Here is a 15,458-nt window from a genome sequence, read left to right on the forward strand (position 1 = left end):
TCAGGCCTCGGTCGACTCGGCGGCCGCAGCCGCGTCAGCAGCCTCGTCCGCCTTCTTGTCGGACTTCTTCGCCTTCTGCGTGATGGCCTCGCCCTTGGACTCCTCGCCGCCGTCCTTGGCCAGGGCCTCGAACAGGGCGCGCTTGTCGGCCTTGGGCTCCGGCTGCAGCAGCGGCGCGGGGGCCGGGAGACCCTTGTGGGCCTGCCAGTCACCGGTGAGCTTCAGGATCGCGAGAACCGGCTCGGTCGGCTGGGCGCCGACGGACAGCCAGTACTGCGCACGCTCCGAGTTGACCTCGATGCGCGAGGGGTTCTGCACCGGGTGGTACAGACCGATCTCCTCGATGGCCCGGCCGTCACGGCGGGTACGGGAGTCGGCGACGACGATGCGGTAGTGAGGCGAACGGATCTTGCCCAGACGCTTCAGCTTGATCTTGACTGCCACGGAAGTGGTGTCTCCTGGTCTATGACGTGGTTGGGCACAACGAAGATGCCACGTGGGGTTGCGGTACTCGGGTGCCCGATGGACGCGTCAGCCGGAGGAGAGAGGGGTCCTGTGCGACTGTCGAGTACAGCTAGTCATTGTGCCACACCGCATCGGGTCACCCCACCGCGACCGCGGCTTCCGGGATACGGAACGGCTTTCCACAGCCGCCGCAGACGATCGGCGCCTGCGCCAGGACCGACGGGACGACCCGCACATTGCGTCCGCAGTCGCAGACGGCCTTGACGCGGACTCCTCCGCCGGAGGAACCGTGCCGGGCAGCCGGCCCGCGGAAGGAACGCTTGGTGTCGGCGGCGGTGGCGACCGTGTGCGCCTTGAGAGCGCGCTGCAGTCGCTCGATCGTCGGCCGGTACCTGCGCTTGGCCTCGGGATTGAGCGTGACCAGTGAGAAGCCACTGCTGGGGTGGGGCTCCTCGGCATGGTCGAGGCCCAGCTCCTCGGCGATCGCGAGGAATCGACGGTTGTGGTAGCGGCCGGCCCGCGAGGTGTCGCGGACACCTCTCGCGGCGGCGATGCCATGGACTGCCTCATGCAGCAGTCGCTCGAAGGAGAGTTCGGCGCCACAGGCGGACGAGGACTCTCCGATCAGGGACTCGGGCGCGGCTAGATCCGGCAGCTCGGGGTGGTACCGCTGAATGTCGGCCCACGCCTGCGCCAGCTCTGCGGCAAGTACAGGTGGTGTCGTGCTCACGTCGTGACAACGAGCGCGAGTGCCCCGGTGTTCCGATTCCGGGCCATCCCAAATAATTTGCACGTACCAGTCAGTTGCCGTTGATGCGTCCTGACGAGGGCGGGTGCGCAGATCTGCGGAGAAGTCTCACAGCTCACACCAAGCCGGTACGTAGCGCCCCGTACGCCCGGACGCGTAGTCGGCCGGCGTATGCCGGGATGCCGAGCCGCCCCGGTGGGCGGGCGGGGCGTCAGTAGGCGCGGGCCACCAGCGCGACATTACCGGGGGCATCGTCCGAATCCGGCACCGACCCGTCCGCCGCGACCAGGCACCGCACCGACACCCCCCGTTCCGCGAGCCGGGCCTCCCCCGCCGGGCCGAGGGCCGACCAGGCGATACGTGCCCAGCCGCCCGCTGCCGCGGCCTCCGCGGCCTCCTCGACGGACGCGGCCTCGGTGGTGGACGACTCGCGCCTGACACGGGACTCGCGCAGCAGCGTCGCCTGGTCCTCCTCCAGGACGGCCGGAAGGAGCGCGGGCAGGGCCTCGACCGCCACCGGCTCCTTCCCGCCGGGGACGCGCCTGGCCAGCATCGCGGTGCCGTGCTCCAGATCGCGCGGGCCGACCTCGATCCGTACCGGCACGCCCTTCAGCTCCCAGTCGACCGCGCGGCGGCCGAACGGGGTGTCGGTGCGGTCGTCGACCTCGGTCCTGATCCCCGCGGCGCGCAGTCGCTCCCCGACGGACCGGGCCGCGCTCAGCACCGCCTCCTCCCCCTTGATCGCGAGGACGACCGCCTGGACGGGGGCGAGCCGCGGCGGCACCCGGAGGCCGTGGTCGTCGCCGTGCGCCATGATCAGACCGCCGACCATGCGGGTCGACGAGCCCCACGAGGTCTGCCAGACGAGCTCCCGCCTGCCCTCCCTGGACAGGTAGCCGGTGTGGAAGGCCTTGGCGAAATTGGTGCCGAGCTCGTGGCTCGTACCCATCTGCAGGGCCTTGCCGTCCCGCATCATGGCTTCGAGCGTCAGAGTGTTGATGGCGCCCGCGAATCGCTCGGCCGGGGTCTTGCGGCCCAGGACCACATCGATGCCCAGGACATTGACCATGAAGTCCGCGTAGACGTCCCGGTGGATGTACGCGGCGTACTCCCGGGCCTCCTCGCGGGTGGCGTGGGCGGTGTGGCCCTCCTGCCAGAGGAATTCCGTCGTGCGGAGAAAGACCCGCGGCCGCCTCTCCCAGCGCACCACGTTCGCCCACTGGTTGATCAGCAGCGGCAGATCCCGGTAGCTCCGCACCCATTTCGAGAAGTACTCATTGATGATCGTTTCGGACGTCGGCCGCACCACCACGGGCTCTTCGAGCTCTTTTCCGCCTCCGCGGGTCACGATCGCGAGCTCCGGCGCGAAGCCCTCGACGTGCTCGGCTTCGCGTGTCAGGTAAGACTGGGGGATGAAGAGCGGGAAGTAGGCGTTCCGGGCGCCCGCCTTTTTGATCCGGGCATCCATCTCCTGCTGCATCCGCTCCCACAGGCCGTATCCGTACGGCCGGATGACCATGGTGCCGCGCACCGGACCGTTGTCCGCGAGTTCGGCCTTGTTGATCAGATCCTGGTACCAGCGGGGAAAGTCCTCGGCCTGGGGCGTGAGAACGGGTGCCTTTGCCATGGCGCGCATCGTATGGCGACACCGCCCACCACACGGAGCGACGGGCCCCGCTGCCGCGGTCCGTCCCCCGGACCACCCGGCCATTGCGGTCGGGCCCCTGGACGCGGGGGCCGATGCGCAGTTCTCTGACATGGAGGGGGGAGCGGGCGCACACGCACAGGGGGGAGCATCCACTCGGGGCACGACCGATCGGACACGACCGACCTCTCGGCGGATTGGAGCGCTTCCATGACACCTACGCTCGTCCGGCACCGCAGCCACGCGGACACGGCCACCCCGGTGGACCCCGGCACCCGCGCCCGGGACTGGGCCGAGATCCAGGAGCGAATGCTCGCACCGCTGTACGAGGCGGTGTACGAGCGGCTCGAAGTGGGCACCGGCACCCGGCTGCTCTCCCTCGGCTGCGGCTCCGGTCTCGCGCTGCTGATCGCGGCCGGCCGCGGGGCCCGCGTCACCGGCGTCGACACCGACCCCGACCGGCTGGCACTCGCACGGGCCCGGCTGCTGACCGACCCGGGGAACGAGGCCGGGCATCCCCGGCTCCTCGACGGCGATCCGTCCGAGGCCGCCCCGGCCGACGGAACCCCTTACAACCTGCTCACCGCGTTCACCCCGATCGGCTGCTCGTCCGGGGACGGGGAAGGGCTGGTGTCCGCGCTGCGGTCCGCCGTACCGCTGGCCGCCCGCGGCAGCACGGTGGTGCTGGCCGGGTGGGGCCCGCCGGAGCGGTGTGCGACGACCCCGGTACTGCGGGTGGCGGACCGGCTCGCCGACGGGGCGCCGACGCCCCGCACGGACGGCTGGCGCGTGGCACGCCGGGACGACCTGGAGGAAGTGGCGTTCCGGGCCGGTCTGAATCCGGACGGCTCCGGACGGGTGGCGTGCCCGTTCGGGTACGCGGACATGGACAGCGCGGTGCGGGGACTGCTGTCGACGCGGCTCTTCGACGCGGCGGTGCGGGCGACGGACCGGGCCCAGGTAGAGAAGGAGGTCGCGGAGGCCCTGCATCCGCACCGGCGCCGGGACGGCACGATCTGGATGCCGAACGTCTTCCGCTATCTCGTGTGCACCACGTGATCGTGAGCCCGTGTGCGGCGCAGGTGAGCCCCGTGCGCGCACGGGGCAGGGCGGGTGCTACTTGGCCAGACGGGTGATGCCGGCCGCCCGGTAGGCCGCGGCCTCGTCCAGCGTCTCGTTCTCCAGCAGTGCCGCGGCCAGCGAGTCCAGCCGGTCCCGGTTCTCGCGCAGGAGCCGGCACGCCGCCTCGTAGCACTCGTCGACGATCCGCCGCATCTCGCTGTCCACCGCGTCGAGCGTCGCGGGGGCGGCCGACAGTCCGTACGCCTGCTGGGCATCGCCCGGGATCGCGGTCAGCCTGCCCACCTTGTGGCTCATGCCCCAGCGGCCGACCATGCCGCGGGCCAGGTTGGTGACCTGCTCCAGGTCGCTCTCCGCACCTGTGGTGATCATGTCGAAGACCACGTGCTCGGCGGCCATCCCGCCGAGCGCGCCGATGATGCGGCCGCGCAGGTAGTCCTCGGTGTAGGAGTACTTGTCGGCGTCCGGTGTCGAGAGGGTGACGCCCAGGGCCCGGCCGCGCGGGACGATGGTGACCTTGCGGACCGGATCGGCCCCCGGCTGGACCATGCCGAGCAGGGCGTGCCCGCTCTCGTGGTACGCGGTCCTGCGGCGCTCCTCGTCCGACATGACCAGCGAGCGCTCCGCCCCGAGCTGGACCTTCTCCAGGGCGTCCGAGAGATCGGACTGGCTCACCTCGGACTGCCGGCGCTTGACGGCGAGCAGCGCGGCCTCATTGGCCAGGTTGGCGAGATCGGCGCCGGTCATTCCGGGGGTCGTGCCGGCCACCTGGGCCAGGTTCACATCCTCGGCAAGCGGGATCTGCCGGGTGTGGATCTCCAGAATCGCCTCCCGGCCGCCCCTGTCCGGCGGGCTGACCTGGACGATGCGGTCGAAGCGGCCGGGCCGGGTGAGGGCGGGGTCGAGGACGTCGGCCCGGTTGGTGGCGGCGAGCACGACGACCCCCTCCGAACCGGAGAAGCCGTCCATCTCGGTGAGGATCTGGTTGAGGGTCTGTTCGCGTTCGTCGTGACCGCCCATGCCGGAGCCGCCGCCGCGGGCCCGGCCGATGGTGTCGATCTCGTCGATGAAGATGATGGCGGGGGCGACCTTGCGCGCCTCCGCGAAGAGTTCCCGCACCCGGCTCGCGCCGACGCCGACGATCATCTCGATGAACTCGGAGGCCGAGGCCGAGAAGAACGGCACTCCGGCCTCACCGGCGACGGCCCGCGCGAGCAGGGTCTTGCCGGTGCCGGGAGGTCCCGCGAGGAGAACTCCGCCGGGCATCCGGGCGCCCATCTTCCGATAGGCCTGCGGGTTCTTCAGGAAGTCCACGACATCGTTGAGCTCGCCCTCGACCTCGTCGATCCCGGCCACGTCCTGGAAGGTGGTGCGCTCGGCGGCCTCCAGTTCGACGGGCTTGGGCGGCGCCTTGCGCCCGAAGCCGCCCATCCCGCCGCCCATGCCCCTGGCCATCCGCCGGGCGATGAACACCCAGAGCAGGACGAGCAGCAGCATAGGGGCCAGCGAGATCAGCAGATTGGCCAGGAAGCTGCGCTGCTGGACGACCGGCTCGGCGGTGACGGTGACATCGTCCTTGACCAGTTCGGCCCAGAGATTGTCATCCGCGAAGGCGGGCCGCTGAGTGACGAACTTGGTGTACGTCTTGTCGCTTCCCGGAACCTTCGCCTCCTTCTTGAGCTGCCCCTGGATCGCGTCGCCCTTGGCGTAGATCTTGGAGACATTGCCCGAGGTGACCTGCTTGCTGAACTCCGTGTACGCGATCGTCCGCTCCTCCGCCCCATTGAAGAAGGACAGCACCAGATTGGCGATCAGATAGACGGCGAGCGCGGTCAGCAGCAGCCCGCCCCAGCCCCCGGGCATCTTCCGGCCCGTCGGCGGAGGTGGTGGGGCGCCCTCGGAGCGCCACGGCTGGTCGGTTCGATCGCGGGGAGGTACGGGGTTGGTCACGCGTGCTCCTCTTCCGGCAGCCGTCAATCGTGACATTAGATGAGAAAACGACACCAAGCCCCCCGTGAGCCTCTCCAGTGGGCCCAGAGAGGGAAGCGAGGCCACCCGGATGAATTCCTTGTCAATATCCAGAATCCTGTTTACTGTTTGATTCGTGAACGATTTCGATGACCGCTTCCTCACTCGAAACGGCCTCGCCGCCCGGCAGCTCGCCGTCCTGCTGCTCAACCATGAGCCGGACACCCGCCTGCCCCGCGTGCGCGACTTCGCCGAGGAGCTGGGCTGCGGAAACGGGACCGTTCAGGCGGCCTTGCAGCTGCTGGAGGATTCCGGCGCGATCGAGACGACGGCCCGCGGCCATCTCGGCACCTTCCTCGTCCGGTCCGACCGCTCCATCCTCTGGCGGCTGTCCGGACTCGGCACACTGCTCGCCGCGATGCCGCTCCCGTACTCGCGCAGGTACGAAGGGCTGGCGACCGGGCTGCGCAGCGCCTTCGAGGAGGCGGGCGCCCCGTTCGCGATCACGTTCATGCGAGGTGCCGGAGCCCGTACGGCCGCACTGCTGGAGGGCAAGGTCGACCTCGTCATCCTGTCCCGCTTCGCGGCCGACCAGCTGATCGCCGAGCACCCGGTGGAACTCGTCGCCGATCTCGGCCCCGCCACCTACGTCGGCGCACACGGGATGCTGGTGCGGCACGGCGTCGACCTGGACTCCCCCGGACTGCGGGTGGCCGTCGACCACGCGTCCGAGGATCTGCGGATGCTCGTGGAGCGGGTGTTCGCCGGCCGGGACGACATCGAGTGGCTGGAGGCCTCGTACATGCAGCTGCGTGACCTCTTCGCCCGCGACGAGGTCGACGCCACCGTCTGGAACCTGGACGAGGCGCAGGACCGGATCGGGCCGGGCGTCGACGTGCTCCCGCTCGGCGACGAGGTCACCCGCGAGCTGTCGCTGCGCAACTCCAGCGCGGCCGTCATCGGGCGGACCGAGGGGACGAAGGCGCTCGCCGCGGTGCGGGACGCGCTCGACCTGTCCCTGGTGACCCGGCTGCAGAGCGAAGTGCTGCGGGGCGAGCGCATGCCCTCGTACTGACCGGCGGGTGACGGACATCTCGCTCGTCCCGAACGCCCGTCGGCCTCAAAATACAGAATCCTGATTATTGTTGATTTTAGGAGGATCACCATGGACGACCAGCTCGCACTGCGGATCCAGCTCTTCCGCGAAGGCGGTCAGGTCCGGCCCGAAGTGGCCGATTTCGTCACCGCCGAGCTGACCGCCCTCGAAACCGACGGCCGCACGGTCACCGAAGCGACCGCGGGCATGCTGACCAGCCATCTGATGATGGCGCTCACCCGGCTCCTGGACGGCGAGCCGATCGAGCAGTTCCTCACCGACGACCAGGTCGCCGCCGAACTGGCCGGACACCCCGACGCGGTCGAACGCGCCCGTGCCGTGTCCGCGCGGGCCGAACGGGAACTCGGTGCCGCGCTCCCCGAGTCGGAGGTCAACTTCCTCGGCATGCACCTCGCCGTCCTGGCCCAGCAGTCACCGGCCGCTCCCACTTCCTGACCCGCCCCGCACACGGAACAGCCGCACAGAGAGAAGAGACAGAAATGACGAAGATCCTCACCGGTGGAGTCGGCAAGGTCGAGGTCGCCCAGGCCATCGGCAAGCTCGGCATCGACGCCCTCGACGTCGTCACCTCCAGCGACATGGACGCCGCGATGAAGCTCCGCGTCGGACAGGCCGACTACTACCTCGGCACCTGCCACACCGGTGCCGGTGCCTCCCTCGGCGTCCTCGTCGGCCTCATGGGCAGCGCCGCCTGCCACACCTTCGGCCGCAGCGTGCCCACCGAGGAGGAGGTCACCGCCCTGATCGCCGACGGCAAGAAGGTCTTCGGCTTCTCGATGGACCAGATCGACGTCATCGCCCCACTCATGGCGCGCGCCATCGCCGCCCGCGGCTGATCCGGCCACCCCTCCCTCATCCCGGGCACGAAGGAGTGACTCGTGAGCACCACACTCGCCGCCGGCACCAGCCTTGACTTCACGCTGGCCCAGCAGCTGACCGTGATAGCCCTGTGCGCGCTGACCGCGTACATCTCTCACATGGCTCTGGCCGTCTTCAACGACGGCGTACGTCCGTTCCTGCTGGACTTCATCCAGGGGCGCACCACCCGCAGCGCGACGACGGCGGTCTCCTTCGGCCTCTCCGCCGGGTTCATCTTCGGACTCGGCGCCCCGATGGCACTCTCCACCGGCGTGCTCAACCCGTGGCTCGTCTTCCTGCCCACCGACATCCTCGGCATTCTGGCGCCGAAGAAGTGGCTCGCGCCGATCCTCGGCGGCGCCTGGGGCGCCGTCGTCGTCTTCGGGCTGAACGGCGCCAACAACGTCGCGCACGACCTGCCCGTCGACTTCATCACCGCCATGCAGCAGATGTCGACGCCGATCCTCTTCCTCTTCGCGCTGTTCCCGGTGCTCGCCATCACCAAGCAGTTCGGCCGCAAGTGGGGCGGCATCGCCGGAGTCCTGGAACTCGCGCTGGTCGTCATGACCATGAAGCTCTGGCCGAAGATGTTCGCCGGGGCGCTGGCCATGGCCGTCGGCGTGCTGATGCTGATCGCCCTGGCCGTCGCCAAGGACATGAAGCAGCGCAGGGCCGACCGGGCCGCGGGGGTCACCGAGGTCGTCCTGGAGGACGACCCGATGGCCTCGCTCTTCAGCGCCAGCGCGGCCCGTCTGCGCAAGTACCTCCCGCTGTTCATGGTGCTCGGCGCCGGGGTCTGTGTGCTGGCCCAGATGCACATATTCGGCGGCGGCGAGGCGACCAGCTTCCTGATCGCCAAGGGGCAGTACTCCGAGGCCGCCCAGGTCGACTTCTACCGGGTGTTCGGCTTCATTCCGCTGATCGCGACGACCGCGCTCGCCTCCGGCGCGTACGGCATCGCGGGATTCACCCTGGTGTACCCCATCGGCTATCTGATGCCGAACCCGTTCCTGGCCGCGATCGTCGGCGCCGTCGTCTTCGCCGCCGAGGTCCTGGCCCTGTCGTACATCGGCAAGCTCCTGGGCAAGCTGCCCAGCGTCCGTGACTCCTCGGAGCACCTGCGCAGCGCGATCGGCGACACCCTGCAGCTCGCGATCCTCTTCGGCTCGCTGATGGCCGCCAACGCCATGGGCGGCGGTCTCGGCATCCTCGTCGTCGGCGGGCTCTACCTGCTGAACGAGGCGATGGGCCGGCCGGTCGTGAAGATGGCCGCCGCTCCCGCCGCGGTCATCGTCGGCGGCATCCTCCTCAACGTCCTGTACTGGCTCGACCTGTTCACCCCGATCAAGGGCTGAGGCCGGCCGCGTACACGAAGAAGGAACCCCCCACGATGAACCACCCCGCCCCGCCCACCCTGCGCACCGTCACCGGCGATCTCCCCGCCGGTTCCGTGGCCGGCCCCGCCCTCGCCCACGAGCACCTGGTCCTCGACCTGGACCACAGGGGCGACGGCGCGGCCGTCCTCGACCCGGACCTTCACACCCCGGCGGTCACCGCCGAGCTCACCGCCCTGCGCGAGGAGTTCGGCCTCGGTCTCGTCGTCGAGCTGACCTGCCGCGGCATGGGCCGCGACGTCCGTGCCCTGGCCCGTATCGCCCGGGACGCGCGGATCGCCGTCGTCGCCGCGACCGGCTGGTACTACGAACCGTTCCACACCCCCGAGATCGACGACGCCACCGTCGAAGAACTGGCCCGCACGCTCGTGGCGGAGATCGACGGCGGCATCGGCGCCACCGGCATCCGCCCCGGTGTCCTCGGTGAGATCGGCAGCCACGGCGACACCCCGACGGCGTCCGAGGCCAAGGTGCTGCGCGCCAGTGCGCGGGCCGCCCTCGCCACCGGCCTCTCCGTCGCCACCCACGCCCAGCTCGGCCGCGGCGGAGTCGCCCAGCTGGAGCTGCTGACCGGCGAGGGCCTGCCCGCCCACCGCGTCAGCATCGGCCACCAGGACCTGCTGGACGACCCCGCCGTCCACGAGGAGCTGGCGGCGAGCGGGGCATACGTCGCGTTCGACACCGTCGGCAAGGACGGCTACCAGAGTGACGACACCCGGCTGCGGCTGCTGCTCGCCCTCATCGAGGCCGGGCACGCCGACCGGGTCCTGCTGAGCTGTGACATCTCCCGCCACGGCTACCTCCTGGACGAGGGCGGCCAAGGGTACGGACATCTCTTTCGGAACTTCCTGCCCGAGGTCCGTGCCGCCGGAGTCGACGACGACCTGATCGACCTGATGACCCGCCGCAATCCGCTGCGCTTCCTGACCGGCGCGCGCGTGGAGGAGATCCGAGCATGAGTCCCGTACTTCCGCAGACCTTCCCGCTGGCGACGGTGGAGCTGGACGACGCGATCGCCAGACAGTTCCGGCTCCTGGAGGCCACCACCACGCACTTCGAGGGCCCCCAGCTCTTCGACGCGGACGCCGGGGTCGTCCCGGGTCTCGGCCGCCCCCGCACCACCGCCCGGGTCGAGGCCGTACTCGCGGACTTCTTCGGCGCCGAGGACGCCGCGTTCGTCCAGGGCGCGGGCACCGGCGCGATCCGCGCCGCCCTCAATGCCGCCGTGCGCGCGGGCGACCCGCTGCTCATCCACCGGGCCCCCGTCTACCGCACCACCGAGGTCACGCTGCGCGGCATCGGCGTGACGACCGTCGAGGTCGACTTCAACGACGCGCGGGCGCTGCGCGAGGCCCTGGGGTCCGGCCGGTTCCGGTGGGCCTACGTCCAGCACACCCGCCAGCGGCTCGCCGACTCGTACGACCCGGCGGAGGTCCTCGCCGCCTGCCGGGCCGCCGGGGTCCGCACCCTGGTCGACGACAACTACGCCGTCATGCGCACCCCCGCCGCGGGAGTGGAGCTCGGCGCCGACGCCTCCTGCTTCTCCCTCTTCAAGCTGCACGGCCCCGAAGGCGTCGGCATCGTCGTCGGCGCCCGCGATCTGGTCGGGCACATCCGCCGCGACAACTACTCCGGCGGCGGCCAGGTCCAGGGCTGGCAGGCGCTCGACGCCCTGCGCGCCCTCACGCACGTGCCGGTCATGTGGTCCGTGCAGTCCCGGGTGGGCGCCGAGGTCGCCGAACGGCTGGCCGCGGGCGAGGTGGACGGCGTCGCCGAGGTACGGATCGCCAATGCCCAGGACCGCTGCCTGCTGGTCCGCCTCGACCGGCCGGTCGCACGGGAACTGCCCGCCGTGGCCGCCCGCTTCGGGGCCGCCCCCTACCCCGTCGGCTCCAACTCCCGCTACGAGATCGCGCCGCTCTTCTACCGGATGTCCAGCTCCGCCCTGGACGACTCCCCCGAGCTGGCCGACTGGACCGTGCGCGTCAATCCGATGCGTGCGGGCGCGGATCTCGTCATCGACATCCTGCGCCGCTCGCTCGGCGCGCTGAACGACCCGAAGGACGACTGACCGTGTTTCTCGACACCGTGCTCACCCGCAACTCCGAGCTCGTCGACGCCGCGGCCACCCTTCACCGGCGCGGCGAGATCCCGCCCGACACCTATGTGATGGACCTCGACGCCATCGAGGCCAACGCCGCATTGCTGGCGGCGGAGGCCGAACGGCTGGGCGTCGGCCTCTGGTTCGTGGTCAAGCAGCTGGGCCGCAACCCCGAGCTGATCAGGGCCGTCGCCCGGCACATCCCCGCGTTCGCCGCGATCGATCCGCCCGAGGCCCGCACCCTGCGCGCCGCGGGCGCGCGGGCCGGCAACCTCGGCCACCTCGTCCAGATCCCCCGCCGCGCACTGCCGGAAATGCTGGCCTGGCGCCCCGAGACCGTCACCGTCTTCGACCTCGCCAACGCGCAGGCCGTGTCCGGGGCCGCCCAGCGGCTGGGCCTCGTCCAGGACGTGCTGGTGCGCCTCGAAGGCGCCGAGGGTTCGGTCTACCCCGGTCAGGAGGGCGGCGTCCCGCTCGGCCGGCTCGACGCCTTCGCCGAGGCCGCCGAACGGCTGCCCGGCATCCGGATCGCGGGCGTCACCGCCTTCCCCTGCGTCCTGTGCGACCCGGCGACCGGCGTTCCCCGCGCCACCCCCAACTTCGCGCTCGCCCTCAAGGCCCGTGAGGTCCTGGCCTCCCGCGGACACGAGCGCCTCAAGCTGAGCGCGCCCAGCGCCACCTCGATGGCCTCCCTCCCCCTGCTCGCCGAACTCGGCGCCACCCACGGCGAACCCGGCCACGCCCTCACCGGCACCACCCCGCTGCACGCCATCGACCCGCACCAGCCCGAGAAGCCCGCGTACGTGTACGTCAGCGAGATCGCCCACACCCTCGACGACGGCCGCCCGGCGATCCGCGGCGGCGGCTTCTACGCCCGGTCCCACATCCGCAGCGCCCTGCTGCCGCGCACCGGCGCACGCCTCGGCGTACAGGACGCGCCCGCCGAGAACATCGACTACTACCGGCTGCTCGACGCGCCCGCCGACGGCCAGGACGTCCGGCTCGGGGACACCGCGCTGCTCGCCTTCCGCACCCAGATCTTCGTCACCCGCTCGACCGTCGCCGTCGTCTCCGGACTCTCCTCCGGCGCCCCCCGGCTGAACGCGCTGTACGACGCCCAGGGCCGGGCCCTGTGAGGCCGGACCCGGAAGAGGATGCCTCCATGGCCAAGACCGTCATCGTCGTCATCGACGGATTCGGCGTCGGCGCCATGCCCGACGCGGGCACCCTGCGCCCCGGCGATCTCACCGCCGACACCTGCGGACACGTTCTCGACCACTGCCGCACGGCCCTCGGCCGCCCGCTGCGCCTGCCGGTGCTCGGCGCGCTGGGGCTCGGCCTGGTCCACCCGCACCCGGATCTCGCCCGTCGCACCCTGCTGCCCGTCGCCGCGGGCCGCGCCGCGCTCGGCTATCCCGGCGCCGACACCTTCGCGGGCCACCAGACCATGATGGGCGCGGACTTCAGCCGGGTCACCGTCGCCCGGCTCGCCGACCACCTCGACGAGGTGACCAGAGCCCTGGAGGCGGCGGGGCACCACGTCGTCCCGTTGGACGGCAAGCCGCTGCTCGTGGTCGACGGGGCGGTCCTCGTCCACGACAACCTGGAGGCCGACCCCGGGATCAACTGGAACGCCTCGGGACGCCTCGACGATCTGCCCTTCGAAGGCCCCGGCGGCATCCTCGCCATCGCCCGTACCGTCCGCGCGGTCGCGCCCGTCGCCCGGGTCATCGCGGTCGGCGGCCACGCGGACGGTCCGCTCGGGCGGTTCGTACGCCCCGGCGACGCGGGAACCGTCGGCCTCGACACCCCGGCCACCGGCTTCTACCGCAACGGCGGCCTGGAGGTCCAGCACCTGGGCGCCGAGCTCGACCACACCCGCCAGCTCCCCGATCTGGCCGCCCGCGCCGGTGTCCCGGTCACCCTGGTGGGGAAGGCCGCCGACATCCTGGCGTGCGAGGCGGCGCGACGGCACCCGGCCGTCGGGACCGCCGACGTGCTCGCGTACACCCTCGAAGCGGTACGCGCCCCCGGCAACGCGCTCGTCGTCGCCAACGTCCAGGAGACCGACCTGGCTGGGCACCAGCAGGACACCGAGCGTTACGGACACCTCCTGGAACAGGTGGACGCCGGACTCGCCGGACTCGTGGCGCTGCTCGACGGCCCCGGCGACCGGCTGATCGTCACCGCCGACCACGGGAACGACCCCACGATCGGGCACGCCTACCACACCCGCGAGTACGTGCCGGTGCTGATCCACCGGCCCGGCACGGACGGCGTGGAGCTGCTGCCGGACGCGGAGAGCCTCGCGGATGTGGGCGCCACCGCGGCCGTCTCGCTGTCCCTGGACCCGGGCGGACTGGCCAACGGCACGGCGCTGCGGCCTGGGCGGCACGCCGCGTAGGTTCGCCCGACGACATGCGTGAGGGGCGCCCACCGGCGGTGGGCGCCCCTCACGCATGTCGTCGGGCGCTCAGCCCATGAACTTCTTGAACTCGTCCGGCAGGTCGAAGTTCTTGTCCTCCTGCGCCGGCAGGCCGAACGCGCCGCCCTGCGCCGCCGCCTGCTCGCGACGGGCCGCCGCGGCCTGCTCCTCGGCCTTGCGCTTCATCGGGTTGCCGCTCTTGCGCTTGCCCTTGGCCTGCTTGACCTGCTTCTTCTGCCGGCCGGGGCCGCCGCCCATCCCCGGCATCCCGGGCATTCCCGGCATGCCGCCGCCCTGGGCCATCTTCGACATCATCTTGCGGGCCTCGAAGAACCGCTCCACCAGATTCTTCACCGCGCTGACCTCTGCCCCGGAACCCTTGGCGATACGGGCCCGGCGCGAGCCGTTGATGATCGTCGGCTCGGCGCGTTCCTTCGGAGTCATCGACTTGATGATCGCGGCCATACGGTCCACATCGCGCTCGTCGATGTTGTTGATCTGTTCCTTGATCTGCCCCATGCCGGGCAGCATCCCGAGCAGCTTGGAGATGGAGCCCATCTTCCGGACCTGCTCCATCTGGGCCAGGAAGTCGTCGAGCGTGAAGTCCTTGCCCTTGCTCGACGCCAGTTTGGAGGCCATCTTGGCGGCCTCTTCCTGGCTGAAGGTCTTCTCCGCCTGCTCGATCAGGGTGAGCAGGTCACCCATGTCGAGGATGCGGGACGCCATGCGGTCGGGGTGGAAGGCGTCGAAGTCCTCGAGCTTCTCACCGTTCGACGCGAACATGACCTGCTTGCCCGTGACATGGGCGATCGACAGGGCCGCACCACCGCGGGCGTCGCCGTCGAGCTTGGAGAGCACCACGCCGTCGAAGCCGACGCCGTCGCGGAAGGCCTCGGCGGTGTTGACCGCGTCCTGGCCGATCATCGCGTCGACGACGAAGAGGATCTCGTCGGGGCCGACGGCGTCGCGGATGTCCGCGGCCTGCTGCATCAGCTCCTGGTCGATGCCGAGGCGGCCCGCGGTGTCGACGATGACGACGTCGTACTGCTTGGACCTGGCGTGCTCGATCGAGTCCTTGGCCACCTGGACCGGATCGCCGACGCCGTTGCCCGGCTCGGGCGCGTACACCGCGACACCGGCGCGGTCGGCGACGACGCTGAGCTGGTTGACGGCGTTGGGGCGCTGGAGGTCACAGGCGACGAGCAGCGGGGAGTGGCCCTGGCCCTTGAGCCAGAGACCGAGCTTTCCGGCGAGGGTGGTCTTACCGGCACCCTGGAGACCGGCGAGCATGATCACGGTGGGCGGGTTCTTGGCGAACCGCAGCCGCCGGGTCTCGCCGCCGAGGATGCCCACGAGCTCCTCGTTGACGATCTTGACGACCTGCTGGGCGGGGTTCAGCGCCTGGGAGACCTCGACGCCGCGCGCCCGCTCCTTGACGTTGGCGATGAAGGCCCGGACGACGGGCAGCGCGACATCGGCTTCGAGCAGGGCGATACGGATCTCGCGGGCCGTGGCGTCGATGTCCGCCTCGGACAAGCGGCCCTTGCCCCGGAGGTTCTTGAAAGTCGCGCTAAGGCGGTCGGAGAGAGTATCGAACACGGCGCTCGTCGGTCCTCAGGGTCGGGGGCTGGGGCAGGTCGGTCGTCCCCAAGGGTAT

14 protein-coding genes are annotated in these 15,458 nt (G+C 70.9%); 9 read left to right on the forward strand and 5 right to left on the reverse strand.

Features of this window, described 5'->3' with window-relative positions; genetic code table 11:
* The 3 genes from rpsP to proS all read right to left on the reverse strand — a co-directional run bounded on the left by rpsP (position 1) and on the right by proS (position 2,840).
* On the reverse strand, positions 1-444 hold the full coding sequence (gene rpsP / locus ACZ68L_RS17985; protein WP_361452577.1) for a 30S ribosomal protein S16: 444 nt from the start codon (positions 442-444) through the stop codon (positions 1-3).
* A 157-nt stretch (positions 445-601) separates the two neighbouring features.
* Positions 602-1,195: a hypothetical protein gene (locus ACZ68L_RS17990; RefSeq protein WP_030928573.1), complete on the reverse strand. Its 594-nt coding sequence runs from the start codon at positions 1,193-1,195 to the stop codon at positions 602-604.
* 229 nt (positions 1,196-1,424) lie between these two features.
* Entirely contained in the window at positions 1,425-2,840 is a 1,416-nt protein-coding gene (gene proS, locus ACZ68L_RS17995; protein ID WP_469577813.1) for a proline--tRNA ligase, read from the reverse strand.
* A gap of 228 nt (positions 2,841-3,068) precedes the next feature.
* On the opposite strand from proS, the gene ACZ68L_RS18000 reads away from it, so the two are divergent.
* Positions 3,069-3,917 (forward strand): methyltransferase domain-containing protein, encoded by an 849-nt coding sequence (locus ACZ68L_RS18000; protein ID WP_469577815.1) that lies wholly within the window; start codon positions 3,069-3,071, stop codon positions 3,915-3,917.
* Positions 3,918-3,974: 57 nt separating this feature from the next.
* Here ACZ68L_RS18000 and ftsH read toward each other — a convergent pair whose 3' ends face one another.
* The gene (ftsH, locus tag ACZ68L_RS18005; RefSeq protein WP_469577817.1) at positions 3,975-5,888 is read right to left on the reverse strand and encodes an ATP-dependent zinc metalloprotease FtsH; all 1,914 of its coding nucleotides are present in this window, start codon (positions 5,886-5,888) and stop codon (positions 3,975-3,977) included.
* A gap of 154 nt (positions 5,889-6,042) precedes the next feature.
* Between ftsH and yhfZ the strand changes: the two genes are divergently transcribed.
* From yhfZ to ACZ68L_RS18045, 8 genes are all read left to right on the forward strand, one after another.
* Entirely contained in the window at positions 6,043-6,981 is a 939-nt protein-coding gene (gene yhfZ / locus ACZ68L_RS18010) for a GntR family transcriptional regulator YhfZ (RefSeq protein ID WP_469577819.1), read from the forward strand.
* 90 nt (positions 6,982-7,071) lie between these two features.
* Positions 7,072-7,458, forward strand: coding sequence for a PRD domain-containing protein (locus ACZ68L_RS18015; RefSeq protein WP_469577820.1), 387 nt, complete (start codon positions 7,072-7,074; stop codon positions 7,456-7,458).
* Between the two features lie 44 nt (positions 7,459-7,502).
* The gene (locus ACZ68L_RS18020; protein WP_469577822.1) at positions 7,503-7,859 is read left to right on the forward strand and encodes a DUF2620 domain-containing protein; all 357 of its coding nucleotides are present in this window, start codon (positions 7,503-7,505) and stop codon (positions 7,857-7,859) included.
* Between the two features lie 42 nt (positions 7,860-7,901).
* The gene (locus ACZ68L_RS18025; protein WP_469577824.1) at positions 7,902-9,236 is read left to right on the forward strand and encodes a YhfT family protein; all 1,335 of its coding nucleotides are present in this window, start codon (positions 7,902-7,904) and stop codon (positions 9,234-9,236) included.
* A 35-nt stretch (positions 9,237-9,271) separates the two neighbouring features.
* Positions 9,272-10,234: a phosphotriesterase family protein gene (locus ACZ68L_RS18030; RefSeq protein WP_469577826.1), complete on the forward strand. Its 963-nt coding sequence runs from the start codon at positions 9,272-9,274 to the stop codon at positions 10,232-10,234.
* Entirely contained in the window at positions 10,231-11,346 is a 1,116-nt protein-coding gene (locus ACZ68L_RS18035) for an aminotransferase class V-fold PLP-dependent enzyme (RefSeq protein WP_469577828.1), read from the forward strand. Before ACZ68L_RS18030 ends, ACZ68L_RS18035 begins: the two co-directional genes overlap by 4 nt.
* Before the next feature lie 2 nt (positions 11,347-11,348).
* Positions 11,349-12,512: an alanine racemase gene (locus ACZ68L_RS18040; protein ID WP_469577830.1), complete on the forward strand. Its 1,164-nt coding sequence runs from the start codon at positions 11,349-11,351 to the stop codon at positions 12,510-12,512.
* A gap of 26 nt (positions 12,513-12,538) precedes the next feature.
* Entirely contained in the window at positions 12,539-13,780 is a 1,242-nt protein-coding gene (locus ACZ68L_RS18045) for a phosphopentomutase (RefSeq protein WP_469577832.1), read from the forward strand.
* Between the two features lie 69 nt (positions 13,781-13,849).
* Here ACZ68L_RS18045 and ffh read toward each other — a convergent pair whose 3' ends face one another.
* Positions 13,850-15,400, reverse strand: coding sequence for a signal recognition particle protein (gene ffh / locus ACZ68L_RS18050; RefSeq protein WP_469577834.1), 1,551 nt, complete (start codon positions 15,398-15,400; stop codon positions 13,850-13,852).
* Between the last annotated feature and the right edge of the window lie 58 nt (positions 15,401-15,458).

Source organism: Streptomyces sp. NPDC104309, from assembly GCF_055584025.1.